Raw genomic sequence first — 23,541 nt, 5'->3', positions numbered from 1 at the left:
TTTGTTTGGTTTTCACGGTCAATTATTTGACTGATACGTTCATAATGTGCAAACATAATACGGTTTACCTTTGCATTTACTTTCAACCTGAAGGTTAATGTGCGCAGGGGTCAACCCATGCTATGGCTATAACCTTTGTTCGGAGGACCGACATGCACGAGACAGAGATCAACAACTACCTTGCCGTCATTAAGGTGGTCGGCGTCGGCGGCGGCGGTACCAACGCGGTCAATCGAATGATCGAAGAGGGCATTCGTGGCGTCGAGTTTGTTGCCATCAACACCGATGCTCAGGCGCTCGCGATCTCTGATGCCGATATCAAGGTCCACATCGGCACCGACCTTACCCGCGGCCTGGGCGCTGGCGCCAACCCCGAGGTTGGTCGCAAGGCTGCCGATGAGTCCCGCGATGACATCGCCGAGGCACTCGCTGGCGCCGACATGGTGTTCATCACCTGCGGTGAGGGCGGTGGCACCGGCACCGGCGCCGCTCCCATCGTTGCCGATATCGCGATGAACGAGGTCGGTGCGCTGACCGTCGCCGTCGTGACCAAGCCCTTCACCTTCGAGGGCCGCAAGCGTAAGAAGAGCGCCGAAGAGGGCATTAAGACCCTTTCCGATTGCGTCGACACCATGATCGTTATCCCTAACGACAAGCTGCTCGACATCGCCGAGAAGAAGACCACCATGCTCGAGGCCTTCGCGATTGCCGATGGCGTCCTTTCCCAGGGCACCCAGGGCATCACCGACCTCATCACCGTCCCGGGCATCATCAACCTGGACTTCGCTGATGTTAAGACCATCATGAAGCAGGCCGGCACCGCCATGATGGGTATCGGTACTTCTTCTGGGGACACCCGTGCCGTCGACGCCGCCCAGCAGGCTATTTCCAGCCCGCTGCTCGAGAGCTCTATCGATGGTGCTACGCGCGTCCTGCTCTCCATCGCCGGCTCCAAGGATCTGGGCATCCAAGAGATCAGCGACGCTGCCGACGTTGTCGCCAACGCCGTCGATCCCGAGGCCAACATCATCTTCGGTACCGTTGTCGACGAGTCCCTGGGCGATCAGGTGCGCATCACCGTTATCGCTACGGGCTTCTCCGACTCTAATGTCAACCGTCAGGACGAGCTCTTCGCTGCCCAGCAGTCCCAGAGCAAGGCTTCCGTTGCCGAGCCTCAGCGTACCGCTCCCGCTGCAAGCTCGGCTCAGTCTGCCCCGACCCGCAATGTCGGCGGTACGGAGCTTCCCAATTTTGGTAACGACCAGTTTGAGCTTCCCGACTTCCTTAAGCGTGGTAGCTTCTAGTTCGTTTTTCTCAACGACCTGCACGGGGTGTGTCCATTTGGATGCACCCCGTTTTGTTTCTCGTTTGTAAACGAAAGTCTCCAATCTCTTTACGTTCCCCTTACGTTTGGTTCCTACCGCTGCGGGTATCCTTTTGTAGAAGTATGGCAGCCGTATGGCACGGACTGCTGCGGCTTGGCCGCGATACTCGTGTTATTAGGAGGCTTTAGTATGGCAGCACGTGCGGACAACGTTTCGCGTGTCGACCATGATGGAGTTACGTTGGTAGAGGGCGCGACGCACGATGTCCGCTTTGCCTTCACCGAACGCACTGGCGGTGTTTCCGAAGATGCGTACTCCTCACTCAATCTGGGCTCGCATGTTGGCGATGACCCCTTTGCCGTTCAAGAAAATCGTCGCCGCGTACTCGAGGCCATGGGTATTGCCGAGTGCGAGCACAACCTGCTTGTCCCCAATCAGGTACACGGTGACAATGTCGTGACGGTGACCTCGAACGGCGCCGATGATCTCGAGAACATTCGCGAGCGGATTGCCGAGGGCTGCGATGCCCTCGTCTGCACGGCGCATGAGGTGCCCGTGATGCTTTGCTTTGCCGATTGTGTTCCCGTTGTGCTGGTGGCTCCCGGCGGCTTTGCCGTGGTGCATTCTGGCTGGAAGGGCACGATTGCGCGCATTTCCGCCAAGGCGTGCCAAGCGCTCTGCGAGGCGGCTGGCTGCAAGCCAGACGACATCTCTGCCTATATTGGGCCCCATATCCTGGGTGACGAGTACGAGGTGTCCCAAGAACTTATGGACCGCTTTGCCTCCGAGTTCGCGTGCATCGATGCTGCCGCTTCTCGTATGCTCGATCTTTCCGCCGCCATTCGCGAGGCGCTGATGGACGCCGGCGTCGAAGCGAACGGCATTGTGGACACCAAGCTCTCCACCGTTCGTCAGAACGACCGCTTTTATTCCTACCGCAACGAGGGCGGCACCTGTGGGCGCCATGCTGCGATCGGCGTGATGCTATGAGAAAGATCGCATCGGTCCTAAGCGCGGCAGTGCTCACGCTTACGCTGTGTGCCTGCTCCTCGGGATCTTCCACGTCTTCTATCACCGTGGCCGGCTCGACCACCTGCCTTCCCATTGCCGAGATTGCGGCCGAGGGCTTTAAGGAGGAGACCGGCACCGACGTGCTCGTCTCTGGCCTTGGCTCTTCTGCCGGTATCGAGGCCGTCAGCAACGGCACGGCTGACATCGCCAGCTCGTCTCGTGGCCTCAATGCCGACGAGCAGGATCTGGGCCTGACCCCGATTGTAATCGCGCACGACGGCATCGCAGTCATCGTGAACGACGGTAATCCGGTCGACAACCTCTCGACCGAGCAGCTTCGCGACATATACGCCGGTAAGATTACCAACTGGAAGGAAGTCGGCGGAGAGGACCTGAAGATTCAGGTTATTAACCGCGATGAGGCGTCCGGTACGCGCGAGGCCTTCCGTACCATCGTGATGGACGGCACGCCGTTCGATCGTCGCTCTGCCGTTCTTTCGGGCACGGGCCAGGTACGCGATGTCGTATCCCGTTCGCGTGGTGCCATTGGCTACATCTCGCTGGGTTTTGTCGAGAGCCTCAACGCTAAGACTTCGGTTAAGGCTGTTTCGGTCAACCATGTCGAGGCATCCGAGAAGACGGTCGCAAGTGGCGGCTATCCCATCTCGCGCGACCTTTACTTCTTTGTGAAGGGTACGCCTTCGCAGCGTGCACAGGACTACATTGACTATGTGACGTCGGAGAAGATGGACAAGCAGATTCGCGAGGCGGGCTTTATTCCCGTCACCAACGACGGAAAGGGGAGTGAGTAGCATGGAAGCACAGGAAACCCCCCAGATTGAGCGAGAGGCTCAGGCGCCCAAAAAGCGTGAGTTGGCGTTGGTGTCGCGCAGCACCTATCTCAAAGAGAAGGCGCTGCAGTGGATCTTCTTTGCTTGCGCGTTCTTGGCGGTCGTTACCGTCATCCTGATTTTTGTCTTTACCACGTACTCGGCGTTGCCCGTCTTTACCGACATCGGTCTGGCGGACTTCTTTAGCTTTACGTGGGCGCCCTCCGAGGGCCACTACGGCATCATGTCGCTGCTGGCGGGCTCTGGTCTGGTGACGGTCGGTGCGCTCGCCATGGGTGTGCCCCTGGGTGTGGGCACGGCCGTGTATCTGGTCGAGATCGCCGGCAAGCGCGTGCGCAGTCTCATCAGCCCCGCCGTCGACCTGCTGGCGGGTATCCCCTCCATCATCTACGGTTTCTTTGGCATGGTTATCATCCGTCCGTTTATCGCGCAGCTGACCGGCGGTCTTGGCTTTGGTGCGCTGACGGCGTGGCTCGTGCTCGCCATCATGATCGTTCCCACCATCACCACGCTCACCATCGATGCCCTCAATTCCATTCCCATGGGCATTCGCGAGGCATCCTATGCCATGGGTGCCACCAAGTGGCAGACCATATACAAGGTCGTGCTGCCTGCAGCCAAGTTGGGCATCGTCGATGCGATTGTCTTGGGCATGGGTCGTGCCATCGGTGAGACCATGGCCGTGCTCATGGTCGTTGGCAACGCTCCGGTCATCCCGGACAGCATCTCGAGCCCCATCTCGACGCTCACGAGCCAGATCGCGCTCGACATGAGCTATTCCTCGGGCCTGCACCGCTCGGCTCTGTTTGGCATGGGCGTGGTCCTGTTTATCATTTCCGCCGCATTGGTGGGCATCGTCCGTCTGATTTCCAAGAAGAAGAGGGGGTAGGCTATGTCCGATTCCGTTGACACGACGGTCGATACGACCTCGTCGCGCGAACGCATCAAGCGTGCCCTTTCCCATGGTAAGAAGGGCCGCATCAACAAGGATCTGTCCAACAAGATTATGCTCGGCGTGTTTCGCGCCGCGGCCTATATCACCACGCTGGTACTGGTCGCCATCATCGCCTACGTAGTTATCAACGGTCTGCCGCACATCTCGCTCGACTTTATCTTTGGCTGGCCGCAGGGAGTAAACGCCGAGGGCGGCATTTGGCCCACTATCGTCTCGACCGTCTACGTGACGGCGCTCGCCATGCTCATCTGCACGCCGGTTGCCGTCTTGGCTGCGGTCTATCTGGCTGAATATGCCAAGCAGGGCAAGGTTGTCGACATCATTCGCTATGCTGCCGATGCCCTGGCCTCGGTGCCCTCCATTGTTATGGGCCTTTTTGGCTACGCCTTGTTTGTCGAGGCCATGGGCCTGGGTCTTTCGATGGTTTCGGCCGCCCTGGCGCTCGCACTTCTGATGCTGCCCATTGTCATGCGTACCACCGAGGAGGCAATCCGCGCCGTTCCGCGCTATATCCGTTGGGGCGCATATGGCCTGGGTGCCACCAAGTGGCAGGTCGTCTCCAAGATCGTGCTTCCTTCGGCTTTTGGCCGCATTGCCACCGGCATCGTACTTGCCATCGGCCGCGCCATCGGCGAGACCGCCGTGGTGCTCTACACCATGGGCCAGGCCATCAACCTGCCTATTTCGCCGCTCGATTCCGGTCGCCCCATGACCGTTCACCTTTATCTGCTTGCCAATGACGGCATCAACATGAACGCAGCCTACGGCACCGCGCTTTTACTGATGGCGATTATTCTGGCCTTCAACCTGTTTGCGCGTTATCTGTCGCGCAAACGCCGCTAGTTAAGGAGTCCCATGTCCGTCTATCAGTCCGCTCCCACGCTGGAGCAAGCGGCCATCACGGCCAAGGATTTCAACTTTTGGTACGGTGACTTTCATGCGCTGACGGGGCTCGACCTCAACATCGCCAAAAACGCCATTACCTCGTTTATCGGCCCTTCGGGCTGCGGCAAATCGACGTTTTTGCGCTGTATCAACCGTATGAACGACCTTATCGAGGGCACGCGCGTCGAGGGCACCATGACGCTCGACGGCAACGATATCTATGCCGAGGGCGTCGACCCGGTCGACCTTCGCCGCCGCGTGGGCATGATTTTTCAGCAGCCCAACCCGTTCCCTAAATCCATCTACGAGAATGTTGCTTTTGGCCCTCGTCTGCAGGGCGTGACTAGCAAAAGCGACCTCGATGACATCGTGGAAGAATCGCTCAAGCGCGCCAACCTCTGGAAAGAGGTATCCAATCAGCTCAACAAGGATGGTTTGGCGCTTTCGGGCGGTCAGCAGCAGCGTCTGTGCATCGCGCGTGTGCTCGCGGTGCAGCCCGATGTCCTTCTGATGGACGAGCCCTGCTCCGCCATCGACCCCACGTCCGTCTCCAAGGTCGAGGATCTGATGGCCGAGCTGGCGCCCGAGATGACGATCATCATCGTCACACATTCAATGCAGCAGGCAGCTCGCATTAGCGACTACACCGCCTTCTTCTTGCAGGAGGTTGCCGGCGAGCCCGCCACGCTCATCGAGTATGGTCAAACCGACGCGATCTTCACCAGCCCGGTGGATTCGCGGACGGAAGACTATATCACCGGCCGCTTTGGCTGATCGGTGCGACTAGTCCCAAGCCGATCGGACCTGGTCCGGTGCGTATTCACTGTGCGGGCGGCATGACCGCACCCAACTGATTGGAGTGAACCATGCGCAAACTGTTTTCCCGTCAGCTCGTCGAGGCTCGTCACGAGATGTTGAGCATCTACGAGGCTGTAGACCTGGCTCTTCACGACGCCGTGAAGGCCTATGTGACCGACGACCGCAAGCTCGCCACCAAGACCAAGAAGCGCACGCTTTCGATTGACGCGCGCTGCGCCAATCTGGAGGCCGTGTGCTACAACCTGATCGCTACGCAGTCGCCGGTCGCCTCCGACTTCCGCTTGCTGCAGACAATCATCTACGTCGACTTTAACCTGCAGCGCATGACCGATAAGGTTCGCCAGATCTGCCGCGCCACGCGTCATATGGTCAAGGCCGATATCTCGCTGCCCCAGGAGCTCGTCGGTACGGTTGAGGCCGAGGCCGAAGCCGTATACCAGGTGCTGGGCTCGTCGCTTTCCGCGCTCGTCACCAACGACATGTCCATCATCTGCAACCTGGCCGTCGAGGACGAGCCGGTGCATGCGGCCTATGAGAAGTTCTTCCGTACCTTCAACCGCATGGACGCGGGAGAGTTTATGGACGACGACAGCAACTATGACGATCTGCGCCGCGCCATCATGGTTTCGCGCTACCTCGATCGCATCGCCTCGATTTCCATCGATGCCGCCTGCCGTCTGACCTTCCTTTTGACCGGCCAGCGCATGAACGCCGGCGATATCGCCCGTACGGACGAGGATGAGCTCGAGAGCATGCGCGTGCCTTCGGGCGAGGGCGTCATCATGAGGCCCGCTGTCGATGCGCGCTTTGTTGCCAAGGTGCCCGCTAACGAGGTGAGCGAGGGTCTTCGCTACCTGCTCGAGCACCTCGAGGACGAGGACGATACCGAGGATGACGAGGAGTAGGGTAGCTCCGTTCGTCGAAAGATTGTAAATACCTAAGTGAGCGCGGCCTTGCACATGCAGGGCCGCGCTCTTGCGTTAGCATGGGACTACTTGTACGTCTGTCTGCGGAGGCGATTGGCAATGGATAATTATTTGAACGTGATGCGCGCTCGCCGCGAGCAGATTCTCGAACGCTTTTATGCCGCACTCGATCGCGCGGGCCGTTCTCACGATGCCGCACGTCTGATTGCCGTCTCCAAGACCGTTGGCGTCGATGAGACCGTTGCCGCCATCCAGGCAGGGTATCGTCATTTTGCCGAGAACCGTCCGCAGGAGCTTGTTCGCAAGCTTGCGGGGTTGGCGGAGCATCCGGAGCTGCCCGAGGTGCGCTTCGATATGATCGGTAATCTTCAGACCAACAAGATCAATGCGGTGCTGGGTGCGGCCGAGCTGATTCATTCGGTGGGGTCGCTTCATTTGGCGCAGGCTATCTCGAGCCGTGCCGTCCGCAAGATTGAGGCGGGCGAGCTTGCCGGTCCTCAGCATGTGCTGATCGAGGTCAATGTAAGCGGCGAGGAGTCCAAGGGCGGCTTTTCGCCCGATGAGGTTCGTGCCGCGGCTGGCGAGCTTGCGGAACTTGAGGGAATTTGTGTGCAGGGGCTTATGACCATGGCACCCCGGGGGAATAAGGATGTGGCGCGCCGCACCTTTGCCGGGCTGCGTGAGTTGAGGGATGAGCTGGAGACGGCACACCCCGATCTGTGTCTGCCTGAGCTTTCTTGCGGCATGAGCGAGGACTTTGAGCCTGCCCTTGAGGAAGGCTCGACGCTTGTTCGCCTGGGCAGGGTAGTATTCAGCCCGGAGTTTGAAGTAAAATAAGAGCCTGAAGTGCGCGCTGATTGTCAGAGCGCCTGCATTAGACCGTGAGAGGACACAACCATGGGTTTCCTTGACGAAATTAAAAATAAAATGCACCTAGGCGGCCAGCAGGGTTATGACCAGGGTTATGGCCAGGATGATGACTACGGTTACGATGACGGCTATGACGACGGCTATCAGAACAACGGCTACAGCGGTGCTTCGGGCGAGGGCTTCTACACGCAAGATGAACCGAGCAATGGACTGCTGGGGCAGACACGCCGCGGAGAGGCTGAGTCGGTTGCTGTGTACACGCGTTCCGGTCAACTGATCGGCGACGACTCCCGTCACGCTACGACGTACAATCCGCCTTCGCGCTCTCAGGATGCCGCTGCGGGCGGTTATCGTCCCGGCGCCTATGACACGCCGTCAAGCTACGCCGAGAACGCTCGGGTCCGCGCTGCCGCTGCGCCCGCTCCTGCTGCAACGCCGAGCGATGCCTCTGCCTATGCGAGCAATATCATCAACGCCACGCCTCAGTTGCCGGCCTACGTTCTTCGTCCGGAGAGTTATGACGACGTGGAGACGGTCGTGCGCCGCGTGCGTACCAAGCAGCCTGTCGCGCTGATCTTTGTGGGCGTTCGCACCGAGGTCGCCAAACGCGTCCTGGACTTTAGCTATGGCTTTGCCTGTGGCCTGGGCGCTTCGGTCAAAGAAGTGGGCGATCGCGTGTTTATGGTGCTGCCCGCCGGCTGCGAGGTCAAGGATTCGGATCTTAAGAAGCTTCGCGCCGACGGCTATCTCAAGTAAAGACAAGGTGAGGAGATTCCCATCAACATCTACACCATCGTTCAGCTTGTCAACACGCTGTTTAATTTTTATTCCACGTTGATTGTGGTCTACTGCTTTATGACGTGGATTCCCATGAAGCAGGGTGGTTTGCTACAGGATATCGCGGCGGTGCTCGACGGCGTTTGCGGCCCTTGGCTCAACCTGTTTCGCCGGTTTATGCCGCCGATGGGCGGTATCGATTTTTCACCGGTCGTTGCGATTATTGCGTTGCAGTTGGTGCAGAAGCTCATTCTGCAGCTACTTATAGGTATACTCGTATAGGACTGGCTCAGTAACCTATGTCGGGCGCTTAGCGCCAAGGCGATGATAAAGGAGAACTTGTTATGGCTATTACCCCTGCTGACATCCAGGCTCAGACCTTCTCTGAGGCCAAGCGCGGCTACGATCCCGCCGAGGTCGACGTCTTCCTGGAGACCCTGTCCTCCGAGGTCGACGCTATGCTTGCCAAGATCGTTGATCTTAAGGGTCGCCTGACCGCCACCGAGCAGCAGCTTGCCGATACGCAGGCTCAGCTTGCGCAGGCCCAGGATTCTGCCGCTCAGGCTGCTCCTGTCGCCACTCCCGCTCCCGATTTCTCCGCTCAGGAGCGTCAGATTTCCGCCGCTCTCATTGCGGCTCAGCAGACCGCCGAGGCGATTGTCAACGACGCTAACGAGAATGCTGACCGCATCCGCAACGAGGCCGACGCCAAGGCCCGCGAGGTCATCCGTCAGGCCCTGACCGAGAAGCAGGCCGAGCTCGAGGAGATTGACCGTCTGAAGGCTTCCCGCGAGGAGTTCAAGGCCGAGTATCTCAAGCTCATTCAGCACTTTATGGACGATGCTCAGAATTCCTTCCCGGCCGATCTGCTGGCTTCTACGCCGGTCGGTTCCGCGGCTTCTCCTGCCGTGACCATGCCTGCCGCCGAGCCGCTGCCTGTCGCTGATCCGGTTGTCCCCGTGGCCGACCCCTTCGCCCCGATTGACAACTTTGCCGCGGACGACCTGGACTAGCGCCAAAACTACAATCTAGCTCTTAAAAGGAGCTCGCGCTTGCGAGCTCCTTTTTTTAGCTGTATACGGGTTGGGAAACATAACGCCGAGCTCTGCGTGCGATAGGGCAGAACTCGGCGAACGTTTGAGCGGTAAAAGGTAGGTTTTAGGGCATGGGCCAAAAACTACTTGAGGAGGAAATTGGATAGAGGAATGGTGCGGGCCTCGCGATGCTCGGGGTCGGCAATATGGTCGGCGGGATAGCCGCAGACGAGCATGTGGTAGGGATAAACGCCCTCGGGCAGGTTGAACTGCTCGTGGGCTAGCTCGGGCTTAAAATGGCATACCCAGCACGTTCCCAGGCCCTGTTCCTCGGCCTCCATCATCATTTGATCGCAAACAATCGAGGTGTCGATAGCGCTGGAGTTCATCTGGTCATAGGGACGCACCCAAGCATCGTTGGTAACGCTGCAAATGAGGAAGATGAGCGGAGCGCCAAAGATGGATCCATCACGAGCAAACCGAGGCTGACAAGCAGCTGCCTTTTCCAGAAGCTCAGGCGTATCCAACACCATCACACGGGTTGGATGATTATTGCAAGCAGAAGGAGCAATGCGTCCAGCCTCAACAATGGTATCCACCACAGCCTGCTCAACAGAACGATCCTCAAACAAACGACAAGAATACCGAGACCGAGCCAGATCCAAATACGACATACAAGCCCTCCAACAATTAAAAATCAAACAAACCCAAAGTAACCCAAAGAGTACCCAAAGCAGCAATCAGTCAAACGCTCACCAAGGGCCAAAGTGTCCGAGCGGGTACCAAAGGGCCCTTCAGCCAAACCCCCATTGCGCTAAAACTATCAGCCAAAGTTTCAATGGTGATACACAAGGGAGCGGGCCCGACCACTAATAACCTTTTGAACGACTCTGCTTGCAGCCGGAGTGAAAAGGGTTATTAGTGGCCGGGCCCGCGACCGGTGGGATGCGTACCCCCAATTAACTGTTCTTCATGACAATCGAATCCACGACATCGGCCACATTCTCGCAGCAGTCGGCGCAGTACTCCAAGAAGGCGTACACGTCACGCCAGGCGATGACCTCGAGCGGGTCCTTGCCGTTGACGTGCAGGTTACGCATGGCGTTGATGTAGAGTTCGTCGGCCTCGGACTCGATGGTGTTGATCTGGATGACGAGCTCGCGCAGCGTTTTGGACTTGCGGTAGTTGGGCAACTCGACCATCAGGTCCTTCATGGCGCGGCAGGCGTCGGTCACCTTGTGGGCGATCACGATGGCATCGGGGTGGATGCTCTGGATGTTGGTGAAGTAGAGGCGCTGCACGACGCCCTCAATACGGTCGAGCACGGTATCGAGCGAGCAGCTCATGAGGTTAAGGTCCTCGCGCTCAAGCGGGGTGATAAAGGCCGTGAGCAGGGCGTCTTCGAGCTCATGGTGCTTCTTGTCTGCTGCATGCTCAATCGCATGCATCTTCTCGAGCATGTCGTGGATCTGCGCGGGGTCAAAGTTCTCAAAAATCTTGGTGAGCAGCTCGGCTGCCTGAACGGCGAAGTCGGCGCAGGCGACGTAGTTGTCAAAGTAGAACGAATCGGGTTTCTTTGCCATGAGTGATCCTTTCGGGGCGAAGACGGGTGGGCGAGGTAATGCGGTCCGGATGGACGTTCGGTTTGACTAGAGGAGCATCATGAACAGCCTGGCCATAACAAAGCTGATGAGTCCACAGGCGGGGAAGGTGAAGAACCACGTGAACATCATGTCCTTGACCACGCCGAAGTTGATGGCCGAGAGGCGCTTGACGGCGCCGACGCCCATGATGGCGCAGGTCTTGATGTGCGTGGAGGACACGGGGATACCGGTGAGCGTGGCAAGCAGCAGGTTTGCGGCTCCTGCCAGGTCGGCAGAGAAGCCCTGATACTTCTCGAGCTTAACCATGCTCTGGCCGACGGACTTGATGATACGCTCACCGCCCACGCTGGTGCCGATGCCCATGGTGGCCGAGCACAGCAGCATGATCCAGATGGGGATGCCGGCGTCGCCGACGCCGGTCTGTCCGTTGGCAAAGGCGACACCTAAAAAGAGCACGCCGATGAACTTTTGTCCATCCTGCGCGCCGTGCATAAAGCTCATGGCCGCGGCGCTCGCGATCTGAGCATATTTAAAGAAGACGTTGGCACGTCGCCTGTTGGCGGCAGCGAAAAGAATCGAGACGAGCTTGCACAGGACCCAGCCCATGACAAAGCCCAGACCGATGGAGAGCGCCAGGCCGTAGATGACCTTCATCCACTCGTGGACATTGACGCTGCTGGCGCCGCCGAGGGCGATGGCAGCGCCGGTCAGGCCGGCGATGAGGCTGTGGCTCTGCGAGGTGGGGATGCCAAAACGCGATGCCGTGGCGCCGTAGACGACGATGGAGAACAGGGCCGCGCAGAGGCACGCGAGCGCCATGGTGCTGTTTCCGCCAAAGTCGACGATATGGGAGATGGTGTTGGCAACGCTGGCATTAAAGTGCGTCATGATGAGCACGCCCAAAAAGTTGAACGCGGCACTCATGAGAATGGCGGCGCGGGCGGGCATGCAACGCGTGGTGACACAGGTCGCGATGGCGTTGGGCGCGTCGGTCCATCCGTTGACGAAGATGGCGCCGAGCGCGAGGAACACGGTGACGGCAAGGACTGGGTTCGAAACAAGTTGGCCGAGGAAGGCTGAGAACGTTACGTCCATATATGGGCTTTCTCGAAGTTTGCAGAAACGTTACAAAAACATGATAAATCGTATCACCTCCTGCGGGTTTCTTTACCGAGTTCTGACGGGAGAAGTGAATTTTTTGGCACTAAAATTGAATATTAGCCCTGTTGACCGCGGGTGTTCTTTTTGCTAACACGCCGTGAGGACACGTGCGCTCGCTCCGACACCCCAAAACCACAGTCTGTTCGCTTTACAATATGCAAACATGCGTTCGATAATAGGGGCATGGAATATCGACAGACAGATGGCAAAACTCGGCGCGTGCACAAGCAGTATGTGGACGTCGTGGCCCGCATCCTCGCGGGCGGACAAGTTGTGCCGGTTACCGTCTGCTGGGTCGACGGTCGCTGCTTTACGATTGACGAGATTGTCTCGTCTACCGGTTTTGGCCTGACGGTTCACGGCATTCGTACGGCAACCTATAAGGTTCGTTTTGGCGGACATACGACCGAGCTGTATCTGGAAGACCAGGCGCGTGAGCGACCGGATGGCTCGCAGGCTCATCTGATGCGGTGGTGGGTGTGGGCGTTCGACCGTACACTCGAGAGTGAGCGCCGCGGGTAAGAGCGCGCGCCATTCGGGTACAATGGCAGGAATCTTGTCACCTACGGCGCTGTCGCGGCGCTTTTTGAAAGGACGAAATTATGAACGATATCCAGGGCTATCAGAACGGCCCCATCGAGACCGGCGCAAGCCGTGCCAAGGAGATGTCGCCGCGCGCGTACAACCTTGCCATGTCTGCCCTGATCTTTTTGGGTTTTTGCGCTATGGGCGCTGGCGCCTACTTTACGGGCACCATGTCGTTTGCGCGCATGATGATGAGTGGCGCCGCCCTGCCGCTGGTCTTTGGCTCGCTTATCCTGACCATTGTCGGAATCGTCATGATGACGGCCGCCGCCAGCAAGCAGTCCGTGGGCCTGTCGCTCGCGGGTTACGCGATCTTTGCGAGCACCTTTGGTCTGACCGCGTCGTTTGGCCTTGCCAACTACGACCTGCCCACCATCAACACCGCCTTTATCGCCACTGCCGCCATCACCTTTGTCTTTGGCGCACTGGGCGTGACCTTCCCCAAATTCTTCCAGCGTGTGTACGGCATTGGTTTTGGCGTTCTGCTTGCCACGATTCTGGTCGAGATCGTGCTGATGTTCATGGGCGTCTCGCAGACCATCACCGACCTGATCGTGATTGTGGTGTTCGCCGGCTTTATTGGCTACGACACCTATGTGGCCACGACGGTGCCGCCCACGCTGCCCAACGCCGTGCTCATGGCGTCCAACCTGTTCGTGGACATTATCAACGTGTTCCTGCGCATTCTGAACATCCTTGGTCGTCGCGACTAGTGCCAGATTGCAGTGGTGCTTGCCGCGCGCAAATCGATGCGAAAGGCGGTCCTTCGGGGCCGCCTTTTTTGTACGCGGCGGGGTATCATGGATGGGAAAAGCCGATAGCGGCAGCGACCGAGAAAGGTGACCACTTATGGCAGACGTCGACAACAGGAACCGTAACCGTAGGCCCAACCGCGCGGGACAGCCCAATCCCAAGCGCGAGGCCCGTGCCAAGGCCGCCGAGCGTCACGTGGCGACTGTGTCCGAAGCGTGCGCAAAGGATATCGAGCGCTCGCTTGCCGGCGTGCACGAGTTCGAGGGCATGCCTGCCGGATTTGTCGCGGCGATGAAGGCTAAGGCCCAGGTGGCTGCTGCCGAAGAGCAGGTTGCCGATGAGTCTGAGGCCGCCGAGGTTGCGCCTGCCGAGACCGAGGTCGTGGCCGAGCCTGTGCCCGCAGAGGAAGCCACGGAGACCGAGCCCGCGCCTGCTGCCGAGGAGCCCGCCCCGGTCCTGCCCGAGGTCACCGTGCTCGACGCCTCTGCCACGCAGGCCATTCTGGATAACGGCCGAGGCTACGCGCAGTTCTGCGACATGGCCGTGCTCGCCTTTGCCTCGTTCACCAACCCGGGCGGTGGCTACATCCAGGGTTATCTGGGTCAGGAGGCCACGCTCTGTGCCGATTCGTATCTGTACAATGTGCTCGATAAGCAGCGCAAATGGTACGGCGAGAACCGTCGCCGCAACATCAACTGTGAGCTGTACCGCAACCGTGCGCTGGTGGTGCCTGCGGTGCGCTTCGACCGCAACCACGTGCATGCGTATGCCGACGTGATCGTTGCCGCTGCGCCCAACGCCAAGCGCGCTCGCCAGGAGTATCGCGTGGGTGACGATGCCCTGCTGGACGCCCTGCGCGATCGTATCCGCTTTGTGCTGGCCATCTGCGACGAGCTTGGTCGCGAGAAGCTCGTGCTGGGCGCCTGGGGCTGTGACAACAACGGCTTTGACGCCGAGGCCGTGGCCGAGCTCTTTCGCAAGGAGCTCGCATCGGGCGACTTTAAGGTCAAGCAGGTCTTCTTTGCCGTGCCCTCTACGCGCTGGGACGAGGATTTTGCCAAGTTCGAGCACGTGCTGGCAAGCTTCCCCGAGCGCAACGAGGAGTCCTATGCCCAGGTTGCCGCCCGTGCCGCGGCCGCCCGTGCCGCCGAGCAGGCTCATGCCGCTGCCGAGGACGACGAGGATGATGACGACTGGCGCAAGTATCTGTAATCGGTGCGCGCTGACAGATAGGTCGAGCCGGCGGGAGGGGCTGCTCCCGTCGGCTTTTTACTGAGGGAAGGGCTTGCGATGAAAAACGTCCTGTGCTTTGGTGACAGCAATACGTATGGCTACGATCCGGCGGGCATGCGCGATGGCACCGCGGTGCGCTATGCGCACGATGTGCGCTGGTGCGGCGTGGCCCAGCGCGAGCCGGGCGATATCGATTATCTGCACATGATGCCCGAAAGCCACGAGAGCCTGGGCCACGCCGTGGCAGCCAAGCTCCAAGAGATGCTCGGTCAGTAGCGCGACCCCAAACCACCACAAAGGGACAGGCGCCTTTGCGGTGGTTTGTGCGGTGGTTTTGGTTGCTGGCTTTTTAGTACTGCCACATGTGGTTGACGGGGCCGGAGCCTTTGCCCATGTTCAGGCCGGCGGCGAGAGCGCCGGTTAGGTAGGCCTTGCCGGCGTTGACGGCATCGGCAAGATCCATGCCCTGGGCCAGCGCGCAGGCGATGGCGGACGAAAGCGTACAGCCGGTACCATGCGTGTTGTCGGTCTCGATGCGCTTGTGGCGGAACCACGTGGTGAGCGGATCGCCCAGGTGGTTGCCCTCGTCATCGAGCGGCGCGGGCTCTGCTAGCACATCGTTGGCCTCGTTGACAAAATGCCCGCCCTTAACGAGGGACGCGCAGCCAAAGCGGCGGGTGAGGAGCATGGCAGCGTTTTGCTGTGTGCGCTCGGAATCGACCTCGTAGTCGAGCAGCGCCATGGCCTCGGGAATATTGGGCGTGATAACGCTTGCCAGTGGGAACAGGCGGCGTGTAAGCGCTTCGGCGGCGTCCTCGGCGATGAGACGAGCGCCCGAAGTGGCGACCATGACGGGGTCGACGACGATATTTTGTGCGTCCCAGGCGCTCAGGCGGTCGGCTATGACTTCGATAATCTCGGCAGAGGAAACCATGCCGATCTTGACGGCACTGGGGCGGATATCGTCAAAAACGGCATCGATCTGCGCCGCGACAATATCCGGGGAGATGTTCTGCACGGCGGTGACGCCTAGGGTGTTCTGTGCGGTGATGGCCGTGATGACCGTCTCGGCATACAGGCGGTGCGCCGTGATGGTCTTGATGTCGGCCTGAATGCCGGCACCGCCGCTGGAATCGGATCCTGCGATGGATAGAACGGCTGGTACCTTACTACGATCCATGTTCGCTCCCTTGTTCGGTCGGATTCAAATGGGTCTCTTGCCCGCATTATAAAGTTGCCCGGGCCGGCTGTATGCCGATCCCGGGCGGGTGGCGCAATCTTTACGTAAATGTAAGAAAATGTTCACACGTCAACAATTGACGAACGCCTTGTGGCCGATTATGGCTCCGGTGACGAGTTAGTCCTCCATGCCGAGGTCGATCGTCGTGCCTTCGAACACCTTGTTGACGGTGCGGACGGCGCACATCTTGCCGCACATGGTGCAGGTGCCCTCGGTGGCAGCAGGGGATTCCTCGTAGCGCTTCTTGCCGGTGACCGGATCGAGCGCGCACTTCCACATGGCGTCCCAGTCGAGCTTGCGGCGTGCCTGGCCCATCTTGTCGTCCATGTCGCGGGCGTGGGGCACCTTTTTGGCGATGTCGGCGGCGTGTGCGGCAATCTTGGTGGCCATGAGGCCGTCGAGCACATCCTGGGCGTTAGGCAGGCATAGGTGCTCTGCCGGTGTCACGTAGCACAAAAAGTCGGCACCCGAGCTCGCGGAGATGGCGCCACCGATGGCTGCGGTGATGTGGTCGTAGCCCACGCCGATATCGGTCACCAGCGGCCCGAGCACGTAGAACGGGGCGTTGTGGCACAGGCGCTTCTGCAGTTTCATGTTGGCGGCGATCTCGTCGAGCGCCATGTGCCCCGGGCCCTCGACCATGACCTGGACGCCGGCGGCCCAAGCGCGCTTGCACAGCTTGCCCAGCTCGATCATCTCGGCGGTCTCGGTGGCGTCGTTGGAGTCGTAGAGGCAGCCCGGGCGGCAGGAGTCGCCGAGCGAAATCGTCACGTCGTACTCGTGGCAGATCTCGAGCAGCTCGTCAAAGTACTCGTAGAAGGGGTTCTCGTTGCCGGTGACCTCCATCCAGCCAAACAGCAGTGAGCCGCCGCGGCTGACGATGTTCATGAGACGGCCGGTCTCCTTAAAGGTTTTGGTGACCGACTTATTGATGCCGCAGTGGATGGTCATAAAGTCCACGCCGTCCTCGGCGTGCACGCGCACGACCTCGAACAGGTCGTCCTTGGTAAGCTTGACAAGCGGCTTTTCCATGTAGCCGATGGCGTCGTACATGGGGACGGTGCCCACCATGAGCGGCGTCTCGTCGATGAGCTGCTGTCGGAATTGGCGCGTCTTGCCCGAGTTGGAGAGGTCCATGATGGCGTCGGCGCCAAAGTCCTCGGCGATCTTGACCTTCTTCCATTCCTCGGCGGCATCGGCCTTGTCGCCCGAGATGCCCAGGTTGACGTTGACCTTGGTAGACAGGCCCTCGCCGACACCAAAGGCGCGCATGCCCTTTTTGATATGCACGATGTTGGCGGGAATGGCGATGCGGCCGTCGGCCACGCGCTCGCGGATGTACTCGGGGTCGCGATGCTCGCGTTCGGCAACCTCCTTCATCTGCGGTGTGATTTGCCCGGCGCGGGCGAAATCGATTTGCGTGACGAGCTTGGGCTCGGTCTGTGTGCTCATTGGCACGGCTCCCTTCGTTGGCATTACCCATATCAGGTTTGCGGGTCAGGGCGGGCGAGCCCAGTCTCAGCCTGCCGTCTTGTCCTGCAAGCTCCCCGTTTATGTGGCGGGCTCAAGTATAGCTCGAATGGGTACGATTGACGCGACGAGCATGCCCGCGGGGAGGCGAACATGGAAGACAAGCATCTGTATCGAGAGACGCAGTGGGATGTGTCGGCCGAGGAGAGCCGCGCCCATCATGGGCTGGTCGCAATTGGTTTCGCGATTCTTGTCGTGATGGTGATTGCCTGTTGTATCTGGACGTTTGGCGGGCGTGGGGGAGTTTCCTGGACGTTTGAGGCGGACGATAGCCTGCCGATTATGACGGCGAAGGTCGCGGGGGGCAATACCGTTGCCGCGCCGGGCGACTATTGGTATCCGCGCGACAAGTTTGTGCAACTGCAGCTGAGCGGTGGTTCCATTCCTGGTGAAGAGATCGAGCGTGTGACCTTCGATGCGTCGCTTAGGACGCTGTCGGTCGAGCTCAAAGATCAGGGGGATGTACCCACGACCATGGATATAGCCCTGACGGAATGGCGCCTGGAGCCTCCGTCGGGTGTTGAGGCGTCCGAGGTGGAGCACGTTAAGGTTACCTACCAAGATGGCTCGACGACCGAGATTGCAAAAGCCGACGGCCTGGCGGAATAGACGCCGTGCCTAGGCAGCACATTCAAAAGTAGTGGTAGTCCTACAAGGCCTGTTCGTTCAGGAAGACCAAAGTGTTTTTATTTGAAAGCTCGGGAAAGTAACGATAACCAACGTCGAACGCGGTGAGCCCGCTTACATCCTCGAACTTGTTTTCTGCCATCCAGCGCACCATGGAGCCGCGCGCTTTTTTGCTGGCGGTCGAGCGTTGGATGGGCTTGCCGTTGCGGATGCCTTCGCCAAAGAGACATGTGACGACCGTGGCGTCGGTGGTGAGGCGGGTCAGAACGGCTTTGGCGTATTCCGCGCTGGCGAGGTTGACGATCGTGGCGTTGGAGCCTGCCGGAGCGATGACCCGTGCGAGCTTGTCGCCCCAAAACGCGTAGAGGTCTCGGGCGTCGTCGACGGCAAGCTTCGCGCCCATCTCCAGCCGATACGGTTCAACGGCATGAAAGGGGCGTACGCATCCGTAAAGGCCCGAGAGGATCCACAGATGGTCTTGCAGCCATGCGAGCTGTGCGGAATCCATCACCTCGGGCGCCATGCTTTGGTATTGAATGCCGTGATAGGACATGACGGCAGGGGAGAGGTGACGGGCGAGTGCGGGATTGTCGAGATCGCCGCTTTGCAAGATGGGCTCGAACTCATGCAGGGTGTTGAGGCAGGGCCCCAGCAGTTTGTCACTCACGTTCCACAGCGCCTGCAGGCTGCCGCTGCCTTCATTCCGCTCGATATCTAGCAGTGCGCGGTGGAGGCGAGCCGTCTCGCGCACAAAGGGTGGAATGCCCAGGACTTCAAAAGCATCTTGGGCCGCGCGCATCTGCTTGGCGGGCGAAATGATGACCTGCAGCATGGACTCTCCTCTGCCAAAAAGGAAGTTGCGGTGTAATACGGTCTGTTTTGGCCGTTTATGGGCCAGTTTAGTCCGTATCTCACCGCAACTGATGAAGGGTTGATTAGGCGCGCTCGATGAAGGCCTTGTAGCCGCGATAGGCCTCGTAGATATCGGCCTTGTTGGCGACCTCCCACAGGGCGTGCATGGACAGGACGGCAACGCCGGAGTCGATGACGTTCATGCCGTACTTGGCCATGATGTAGGCGATGGTGCCACCGCCGCCCGCGTTGACGCGACCGAGCTCGCAGGTCTGGAAGTCCACGCCGGCCTCGTCCATAATGTCGCGGATGAGAGCCATATACTCGGCGTCGGCGTCGTTGGAACCGCCCTTGCCGCGGCTGCCCGTGTACTTGTTAAAGCACAGGCCGCGACCCATAAAGGCTGCATTCTTGGTCTCGAACTTGCCGGCGTAGCCTGGGTCGAAGCCGGCGGATACGTCAGAGGAGAGCATGCGGCTGCGGGCGAGTGCGCGGCGCAGGGCCAGCGGGCTGCCCTCGCCGGCGAGCGTCATGATCTCGGCGACGGTGTTCTCGAAGAAGCGGCTTGTCATGCCGGTGGCGCCCACGGAGCCAATCTCCTCCTTGTCGACGATGAGCGTGATGCTCGTGCGCTCCACGTTGGCCACATTGATCTGGGCGAGCATGGAGGGGTAGGCGCAGACGCGGTCGTCGTGGCCATAGCCCAAAATCATGGAGCGGTCGAGGCCCATGTCGCGGGCGGGGCCGGCGGGCACGACCTCGATTTCGGCGGAGAGGAAGTCCTCCTCCTCGACGTCGTACTGCTCCTTGAGGATATCCAGGAACATCTGCTTGACGGGCTCGGTGGGAGCGTCCTTGTCGTCCTCGTCAAATTTTACGGGACGGCCGCCCACGATCACGTCGAGGATCTCGGCGTCGACGGCGTCCTTGGCGGGCTTGGACATCTGCTCGCTCGAGAGGTGGATCAGCAGGTCGGAGATGGTAAAGACCGGATCGTCGGCCTTGTCGCCGATGTTGATGTCGACGGTGGTGCCGTCCTTTTTGCAGATGACGCCCACGAGTGCGAGCGGGGAGGCCACCCAGTGGTAGCTCTTGACACCACCGTAGTAGTGCGTGTCGAGGTAGGCCATGTCGCCGGCCTCGAAGGCGGGATTCTGCTTGAGGTCCAGGCGCGGCGAGTCCACGTGGGCGCCCAGGATGTTAAAGCCCTGCTCGAGCGGGGCGGTGCCCAGGTTGACGAGCATAAGATCCTTGCCGTGGTTGGCGGCGTACACCTTGTCGCCTGCCTTGAGCGCGCGGCCTTCGGCGATCACGGTCTCCAGGTCGAGGTATCCCGCCTCCTCGGCCATCTTGATGCCGGTCTTGACGCACAGGCGCTCGGTCTTGTTCTCGCTCAAAAATTGCTTATAGCCGCGGCAAAGCTCCTCGAGCTCCTCGATTTGCTGTGGCGTGTACTTTTTCCATGCGCAGGGACGCTCCATGACGCAGGCTCCTTTCGGATCGATCGTGCTGGTTGTTGTACCGTGAGCCATCGTATCACGCGCGGGCTCACGGTGGCGGGGGAGCTTGATGCGCGGTGGCCGCGGGGCGGGGAGCGTGTAAACTGGAGTGAGCAAGCCGTGCCCAGTCCAAAGCGAGGTATTCAATATGTCTGACAAGCGCCGCACCTTTGCCGTTATCGACGGCAACTCGCTCATGCACCGCGCCTTCCACGCCGTGCCGCCGACCATGAACGCGCCGGACGGTCGCCCCACCAACGCGATCTTTGGCTTTCTGAACATGTTTCTTAAGATGATCGATGCCTTTAGCCCCGACGGTGTGGTCGTGGCGTTTGACAAGGGCAAGCCGCGCGTGCGCATGGAGATGCTGCCGCAGTATAAGGCGCAGCGTCCGCCCATGGACCCCGATCTGCATGCGCAGTTTCCCATGATTAAGGAGCTGCTTACGGCGCTCAACGTGCCAATTCTGCAGTCCGAGGGCTGGGAAGGCGACGATATCCTGGGAACCATGGCGCGCCTGGGTGAGGAGGCCGGCTGCGACATGCTGCTGGTGACCGGCGACCGTGACATGTATCAGCTTGTGACCGAGCACGTCAACGTGGTCTCGACTCGCAAGGGCCTGTCCGACGTGGCGATCATGACGCCCGAGAGCGTGGACGACCTGTATCACGGCATTACGCCGGCGCTCGTGCCCGATTTTTACGGTCTGAAGGGCGATACGTCGGACAACATTCCCGGCGTACCGGGCATCGGCCCCAAAAAGGCGAGCGCGCTCATCGCGCAGTACGGCAGCTTGGACGAGGTCATTGCGCATGCTGACGAGGTCAAGGGCAAGATGGGCGAGAACCTGCGTGCACACATCGACGATGCGCTGCTGAGCCGCAAGGTTGCGACCATCCGCACCGATGCACCTGTCGAGCTCGACTTTGACGCGACGTCCTTCCCATCGTTTTCTGCCGATGAGGTGTCCGCGGCGCTGGGCGCACTTGGCATTACGGCCATGCAGAACCGCTTCCTGGCGCTGATTGGCGGCGAGGGCGGGGTCGTGCCCGCTGCCAGCGCGTTCGAGATACCCGCGGTTTCGCGTGCCGCCGCCGGCGATGCTGAGGCACTTGCTGCTGTGGCGGCCGAGATCTCTCGCGCGATTGATGCGGGCGAGTGGGTCGCCGCCGTGGTGGACGATGACAAGGAGGAGGGTGCGCTCTTTGGCCTGACGCGTACGCTGTGGCTGGCGACGCCCAAGGGGCTCTTTGCGCTCGAGGAACCCGATGACGGCACGCCTGCCGCTGTCGAGGGCTTCAATTCTGCCCACGGCGTTATCGCTGGCGTGCTCGCGCGCCTGTTTATGGAGGGCCGCGTGGCGAGCCCGGACATGAAGGCGTTGCTGCATGAGCTTTCGCCCATCGATTCTTCTGAGCCCGAGCTCATGGACCCGCTGGCAGTCGATTCCGTGCGCATCTTTGATACCGTGGTTGCCGCGTACCTGTTGGATTCCGACCGCTCCGAGTTTGACGAGGCATATCTGGCCGATACCTATCTGCAGATGGCGCTGCCTGCGGCGCGCGGTGCGGATGGTGCTGGCGAGGACGCTCCTGCTCCTGCTGCCCGTACCGCGGCGTTGACGCTGGCACTCGTGGCGCCGCTTCGCGACCGCATGGCCCGCGAGAACGCCGCCAACGTGTTCGATGGCATTGAGATGCCACTCGTGCCGGTGCTTGCCAAGATGGAGCGCGCGGGCATGCTCGTAGATCCCGACCGGCTGCGCAGCCTGTCCGAGGGCCTGGCGACCCAGATCACCGAGGTCGAGCGCAGCATTCGCGACCTGGCAGGTGATGAGACGTTTAACATCGGCAGTCCCATGCAGCTCTCGCACGTGCTCTTTGACGTTATGGGGCTTCCGACCAAGGGCCTCAAAAAGACCAAGCGCGGGTACTATTCGACCAACGCCAAAGTGCTGAGCGACCTTGCCCGTGACCACGAAATCGTGCGCCTGATTTTGGACTGGCGTGAGAAGTCCAAGATCAAGTCGACCTATCTGGACACGCTAGGTCCGCTGCGCCGTGGTGACGGTCGCGTGCACACCACGTACAACCAGACCATCACGGCAACGGGTCGCCTGTCCTCGAGCGACCCGAACCTGCAGAACATCCCGACGCGCTCTGAGCTGGGCCGTACCGTTAAGACGGCGTTTTCGGCAGGTGAGGGCAGCGTCTTTTTGGCGGTGGACTACTCGCAGATCGAGCTGCGTCTGCTCGCGCATCTCTCGGGTGACGAGCACCTGGTGCGCGCCTTTAACGAGGGCGAGGACTTCCATGCCGAGACGGCCGCGCGCGTGTTTGGCGTTTCGGTGTCCGAGGTAACGCCCGACCTGCGCAGTCGCGCCAAGGCCGTGAATTTTGGCATTGTGTATGGTCAGCAGGCGTACGGTCTGTCGCAGTCGCTACATATCTCGATGGCCGAGGCGCGTGGCATGATCGATCGCTACTACGAGGCCTACCCGGGCGTTCGCACGTTCCTCGACAACGTGGTGGTGCGCGCCAAGCAGACGGGCTATGCCGAGACCATGTACGGTCGCCGGCGTCATATTCCAGAGCTCAAGGCCAAAAACCCACAGCTCCGCGGCTTTGGCGAGCGCACGGCCATGAATCACCCCATGCAGGGCACCGCCGCCGACATCATCAAGATCGCGATGGCCCGCGTAAGCCGCCGCCTGGAAGAAGAGGGCTTTGCCGCCCACATGATCCTGCAAGTGCACGACGAACTGGACTTTGAGTGCCCCGTCGACGAAGTCGAGCGCCTGACCGCCATGGTCCAAGACGTCATGGAACACGTCGTAGACCTCCGCGTACCCCTCATCGCCGAAGCCAGCACCGGCATAACCTGGGCCGACGCGAAATAGGAAAGTAACCACAGTTCCAAAGTAACCAAAAACAGAAGGACGCCCCTCATCAACAAGGAGCGTCCTTCGTTCAATTAAATTCAGCCAAAGTATCTAGGCGCCAAG

The 23,541-nt window shown here is 60.1% G+C and carries 24 protein-coding genes; 17 read left to right on the top strand and 7 right to left on the bottom strand.

The window, feature by feature from the left end; all coding sequences use genetic code 11:
- Positions 1 to 152 precede the first annotated feature (152 nt).
- The 11 genes from ftsZ to ACTQ0H_RS05345 all read left to right on the top strand — a co-directional run bounded on the left by ftsZ (position 153) and on the right by ACTQ0H_RS05345 (position 9,432).
- Positions 153 to 1,304 (top strand): cell division protein FtsZ, encoded by a 1,152-nt coding sequence (gene ftsZ / locus ACTQ0H_RS05395; protein ID WP_427727619.1) that lies wholly within the window; start codon positions 153 to 155, stop codon positions 1,302 to 1,304.
- Positions 1,305 to 1,514: 210 nt separating this feature from the next.
- A complete protein-coding gene (locus ACTQ0H_RS05390; protein WP_441547883.1) occupies positions 1,515 to 2,315 on the top strand; it encodes a polyphenol oxidase family protein in 801 nt (266 codons plus the stop codon).
- The gene (locus ACTQ0H_RS05385; protein ID WP_427795805.1) at positions 2,312 to 3,148 is read left to right on the top strand and encodes a phosphate ABC transporter substrate-binding protein; all 837 of its coding nucleotides are present in this window, start codon (positions 2,312 to 2,314) and stop codon (positions 3,146 to 3,148) included. Before ACTQ0H_RS05390 ends, ACTQ0H_RS05385 begins: the two co-directional genes overlap by 4 nt.
- A gap of 1 nt (position 3,149) precedes the next feature.
- Positions 3,150 to 4,076, top strand: coding sequence for a phosphate ABC transporter permease subunit PstC (gene pstC / locus ACTQ0H_RS05380; RefSeq protein ID WP_441033191.1), 927 nt, complete (start codon positions 3,150 to 3,152; stop codon positions 4,074 to 4,076).
- 3 nt (positions 4,077 to 4,079) lie between these two features.
- Positions 4,080 to 4,985, top strand: coding sequence for a phosphate ABC transporter permease PstA (pstA, locus tag ACTQ0H_RS05375; RefSeq protein WP_427727613.1), 906 nt, complete (start codon positions 4,080 to 4,082; stop codon positions 4,983 to 4,985).
- Between the two features lie 12 nt (positions 4,986 to 4,997).
- Positions 4,998 to 5,801 (top strand): phosphate ABC transporter ATP-binding protein PstB, encoded by an 804-nt coding sequence (gene pstB / locus ACTQ0H_RS05370; RefSeq protein WP_089571588.1) that lies wholly within the window; start codon positions 4,998 to 5,000, stop codon positions 5,799 to 5,801.
- 92 nt (positions 5,802 to 5,893) lie between these two features.
- Complete coding sequence (locus ACTQ0H_RS05365; protein WP_427719211.1) at positions 5,894 to 6,751, top strand: phosphate signaling complex PhoU family protein; 858 nt, start codon at positions 5,894 to 5,896, stop codon at positions 6,749 to 6,751.
- Between the two features lie 120 nt (positions 6,752 to 6,871).
- Positions 6,872 to 7,609 carry a YggS family pyridoxal phosphate-dependent enzyme gene (locus tag ACTQ0H_RS05360; RefSeq protein WP_441053960.1) on the top strand — a complete coding sequence of 246 codons (738 nt, stop codon included), beginning with the start codon at positions 6,872 to 6,874 and terminating at the stop codon, positions 7,607 to 7,609.
- A 60-nt stretch (positions 7,610 to 7,669) separates the two neighbouring features.
- Positions 7,670 to 8,398 (top strand): cell division protein SepF, encoded by a 729-nt coding sequence (locus ACTQ0H_RS05355; RefSeq protein ID WP_441537972.1) that lies wholly within the window; start codon positions 7,670 to 7,672, stop codon positions 8,396 to 8,398.
- A gap of 15 nt (positions 8,399 to 8,413) precedes the next feature.
- A complete protein-coding gene (locus ACTQ0H_RS05350) occupies positions 8,414 to 8,701 on the top strand; it encodes a YggT family protein (protein WP_441041719.1) in 288 nt (95 codons plus the stop codon).
- Positions 8,702 to 8,763: 62 nt separating this feature from the next.
- Positions 8,764 to 9,432 carry a DivIVA domain-containing protein gene (locus tag ACTQ0H_RS05345; RefSeq protein WP_154515270.1) on the top strand — a complete coding sequence of 223 codons (669 nt, stop codon included), beginning with the start codon at positions 8,764 to 8,766 and terminating at the stop codon, positions 9,430 to 9,432.
- 164 nt (positions 9,433 to 9,596) lie between these two features.
- On the opposite strand, the gene ACTQ0H_RS05340 is transcribed toward ACTQ0H_RS05345, so the two are convergent.
- From ACTQ0H_RS05340 to ACTQ0H_RS05330, 3 genes are all read right to left on the bottom strand, one after another.
- Complete coding sequence (locus tag ACTQ0H_RS05340; RefSeq protein ID WP_441537973.1) at positions 9,597 to 10,127, bottom strand: nitroreductase family protein; 531 nt, start codon at positions 10,125 to 10,127, stop codon at positions 9,597 to 9,599.
- 285 nt (positions 10,128 to 10,412) lie between these two features.
- Positions 10,413 to 11,036 carry a DUF47 domain-containing protein gene (locus tag ACTQ0H_RS05335; RefSeq protein ID WP_427719219.1) on the bottom strand — a complete coding sequence of 208 codons (624 nt, stop codon included), beginning with the start codon at positions 11,034 to 11,036 and terminating at the stop codon, positions 10,413 to 10,415.
- Positions 11,037 to 11,102: 66 nt separating this feature from the next.
- Positions 11,103 to 12,152: an anion permease gene (locus ACTQ0H_RS05330; protein WP_441537976.1), complete on the bottom strand. Its 1,050-nt coding sequence runs from the start codon at positions 12,150 to 12,152 to the stop codon at positions 11,103 to 11,105.
- A gap of 285 nt (positions 12,153 to 12,437) precedes the next feature.
- Here ACTQ0H_RS05330 and ACTQ0H_RS05325 point away from each other — a divergent pair, with 285 nt between their 5' ends.
- The 4 genes from ACTQ0H_RS05325 to ACTQ0H_RS05310 all read left to right on the top strand — a co-directional run bounded on the left by ACTQ0H_RS05325 (position 12,438) and on the right by ACTQ0H_RS05310 (position 15,065).
- Positions 12,438 to 12,740 (top strand): hypothetical protein, encoded by a 303-nt coding sequence (locus tag ACTQ0H_RS05325; protein WP_195838523.1) that lies wholly within the window; start codon positions 12,438 to 12,440, stop codon positions 12,738 to 12,740.
- 80 nt (positions 12,741 to 12,820) lie between these two features.
- Positions 12,821 to 13,516, top strand: coding sequence for a Bax inhibitor-1 family protein (locus tag ACTQ0H_RS05320; protein WP_441537978.1), 696 nt, complete (start codon positions 12,821 to 12,823; stop codon positions 13,514 to 13,516).
- Positions 13,517 to 13,652: 136 nt separating this feature from the next.
- Entirely contained in the window at positions 13,653 to 14,768 is a 1,116-nt protein-coding gene (locus tag ACTQ0H_RS05315; protein WP_441537979.1) for a TIGR02452 family protein, read from the top strand.
- A gap of 78 nt (positions 14,769 to 14,846) precedes the next feature.
- On the top strand, positions 14,847 to 15,065 hold the full coding sequence (locus tag ACTQ0H_RS05310; RefSeq protein WP_441053954.1) for a hypothetical protein: 219 nt from the start codon (positions 14,847 to 14,849) through the stop codon (positions 15,063 to 15,065).
- A 73-nt stretch (positions 15,066 to 15,138) separates the two neighbouring features.
- Here the strand turns inward: ACTQ0H_RS05310 and thiD are convergent, their stop codons facing one another.
- Both thiD and thiC read right to left on the bottom strand, forming a co-directional pair.
- Positions 15,139 to 15,969 (bottom strand): bifunctional hydroxymethylpyrimidine kinase/phosphomethylpyrimidine kinase, encoded by an 831-nt coding sequence (gene thiD, locus ACTQ0H_RS05305; protein ID WP_441537981.1) that lies wholly within the window; start codon positions 15,967 to 15,969, stop codon positions 15,139 to 15,141.
- A gap of 177 nt (positions 15,970 to 16,146) precedes the next feature.
- A complete protein-coding gene (gene thiC, locus ACTQ0H_RS05300; protein ID WP_441536910.1) occupies positions 16,147 to 17,481 on the bottom strand; it encodes a phosphomethylpyrimidine synthase ThiC in 1,335 nt (444 codons plus the stop codon).
- Between the two features lie 171 nt (positions 17,482 to 17,652).
- Between thiC and ACTQ0H_RS05295 the strand changes: the two genes are divergently transcribed.
- Entirely contained in the window at positions 17,653 to 18,168 is a 516-nt protein-coding gene (locus ACTQ0H_RS05295; protein ID WP_427747772.1) for a hypothetical protein, read from the top strand.
- Between the two features lie 40 nt (positions 18,169 to 18,208).
- On the opposite strand, the gene ACTQ0H_RS05290 is transcribed toward ACTQ0H_RS05295, so the two are convergent.
- Positions 18,209 to 19,018: a YaaA family protein gene (locus ACTQ0H_RS05290; protein ID WP_427795802.1), complete on the bottom strand. Its 810-nt coding sequence runs from the start codon at positions 19,016 to 19,018 to the stop codon at positions 18,209 to 18,211.
- A gap of 103 nt (positions 19,019 to 19,121) precedes the next feature.
- A complete protein-coding gene (locus ACTQ0H_RS05285; protein WP_441537983.1) occupies positions 19,122 to 20,519 on the bottom strand; it encodes an aminopeptidase in 1,398 nt (465 codons plus the stop codon).
- 166 nt (positions 20,520 to 20,685) lie between these two features.
- On the opposite strand from ACTQ0H_RS05285, the gene polA reads away from it, so the two are divergent.
- Positions 20,686 to 23,436 (top strand): DNA polymerase I, encoded by a 2,751-nt coding sequence (gene polA, locus ACTQ0H_RS05280; RefSeq protein WP_441537985.1) that lies wholly within the window; start codon positions 20,686 to 20,688, stop codon positions 23,434 to 23,436.
- The last annotated feature ends 105 nt before the right edge of the window (positions 23,437 to 23,541 follow it).

The sequence above is a fragment of the Collinsella sp. LCP21S3_A3 genome (assembly GCF_052118905.1).
Taxonomy (GTDB): Bacteria; Actinomycetota; Coriobacteriia; order Coriobacteriales; family Coriobacteriaceae; genus Collinsella.
This window is presented reverse-complemented; position numbering and strand designations above follow the sequence as displayed.

Bases quoted from the DNA above. Each gene is read 5' to 3' on its own strand.
- ACTQ0H_RS05355 (WP_441537972.1), top strand. From the start codon at position 7,670: ATGGGTTTCCTTGACGAAATTAAAAATAAAATGCACCTAGGCGGCCAG.
- ftsZ (WP_427727619.1), top strand. From the start codon at position 153: ATGCACGAGACAGAGATCAACAACTACCTTGCCGTCATTAAGGTGGTC.
- ACTQ0H_RS05365 (WP_427719211.1), top strand. From the start codon at position 5,894: ATGCGCAAACTGTTTTCCCGTCAGCTCGTCGAGGCTCGTCACGAGATG.
- ACTQ0H_RS05340 (WP_441537973.1), bottom strand. From the start codon at position 10,127: ATGTCGTATTTGGATCTGGCTCGGTCTCGGTATTCTTGTCGTTTGTTT.
- ACTQ0H_RS05330 (WP_441537976.1), bottom strand. From the start codon at position 12,152: ATGGACGTAACGTTCTCAGCCTTCCTCGGCCAACTTGTTTCGAACCCA.
- ACTQ0H_RS05295 (WP_427747772.1), top strand. From the start codon at position 17,653: ATGGAAGACAAGCATCTGTATCGAGAGACGCAGTGGGATGTGTCGGCC.
- ACTQ0H_RS05290 (WP_427795802.1), bottom strand. From the start codon at position 19,018: ATGCTGCAGGTCATCATTTCGCCCGCCAAGCAGATGCGCGCGGCCCAA.
- ACTQ0H_RS05285 (WP_441537983.1), bottom strand. From the start codon at position 20,519: ATGGAGCGTCCCTGCGCATGGAAAAAGTACACGCCACAGCAAATCGAG.
- pstC (WP_441033191.1), top strand. From the start codon at position 3,150: ATGGAAGCACAGGAAACCCCCCAGATTGAGCGAGAGGCTCAGGCGCCC.
- ACTQ0H_RS05315 (WP_441537979.1), top strand. From the start codon at position 13,653: ATGGCAGACGTCGACAACAGGAACCGTAACCGTAGGCCCAACCGCGCG.
- ACTQ0H_RS05360 (WP_441053960.1), top strand. From the start codon at position 6,872: ATGGATAATTATTTGAACGTGATGCGCGCTCGCCGCGAGCAGATTCTC.
- ACTQ0H_RS05385 (WP_427795805.1), top strand. From the start codon at position 2,312: ATGAGAAAGATCGCATCGGTCCTAAGCGCGGCAGTGCTCACGCTTACG.
- pstB (WP_089571588.1), top strand. From the start codon at position 4,998: ATGTCCGTCTATCAGTCCGCTCCCACGCTGGAGCAAGCGGCCATCACG.
- pstA (WP_427727613.1), top strand. From the start codon at position 4,080: ATGTCCGATTCCGTTGACACGACGGTCGATACGACCTCGTCGCGCGAA.
- ACTQ0H_RS05345 (WP_154515270.1), top strand. From the start codon at position 8,764: ATGGCTATTACCCCTGCTGACATCCAGGCTCAGACCTTCTCTGAGGCC.
- thiC (WP_441536910.1), bottom strand. From the start codon at position 17,481: ATGAGCACACAGACCGAGCCCAAGCTCGTCACGCAAATCGATTTCGCC.
- ACTQ0H_RS05390 (WP_441547883.1), top strand. From the start codon at position 1,515: ATGGCAGCACGTGCGGACAACGTTTCGCGTGTCGACCATGATGGAGTT.
- ACTQ0H_RS05310 (WP_441053954.1), top strand. From the start codon at position 14,847: ATGAAAAACGTCCTGTGCTTTGGTGACAGCAATACGTATGGCTACGAT.
- thiD (WP_441537981.1), bottom strand. From the start codon at position 15,969: ATGGATCGTAGTAAGGTACCAGCCGTTCTATCCATCGCAGGATCCGAT.
- polA (WP_441537985.1), top strand. From the start codon at position 20,686: ATGTCTGACAAGCGCCGCACCTTTGCCGTTATCGACGGCAACTCGCTC.
- ACTQ0H_RS05335 (WP_427719219.1), bottom strand. From the start codon at position 11,036: ATGGCAAAGAAACCCGATTCGTTCTACTTTGACAACTACGTCGCCTGC.
- ACTQ0H_RS05320 (WP_441537978.1), top strand. From the start codon at position 12,821: ATGAACGATATCCAGGGCTATCAGAACGGCCCCATCGAGACCGGCGCA.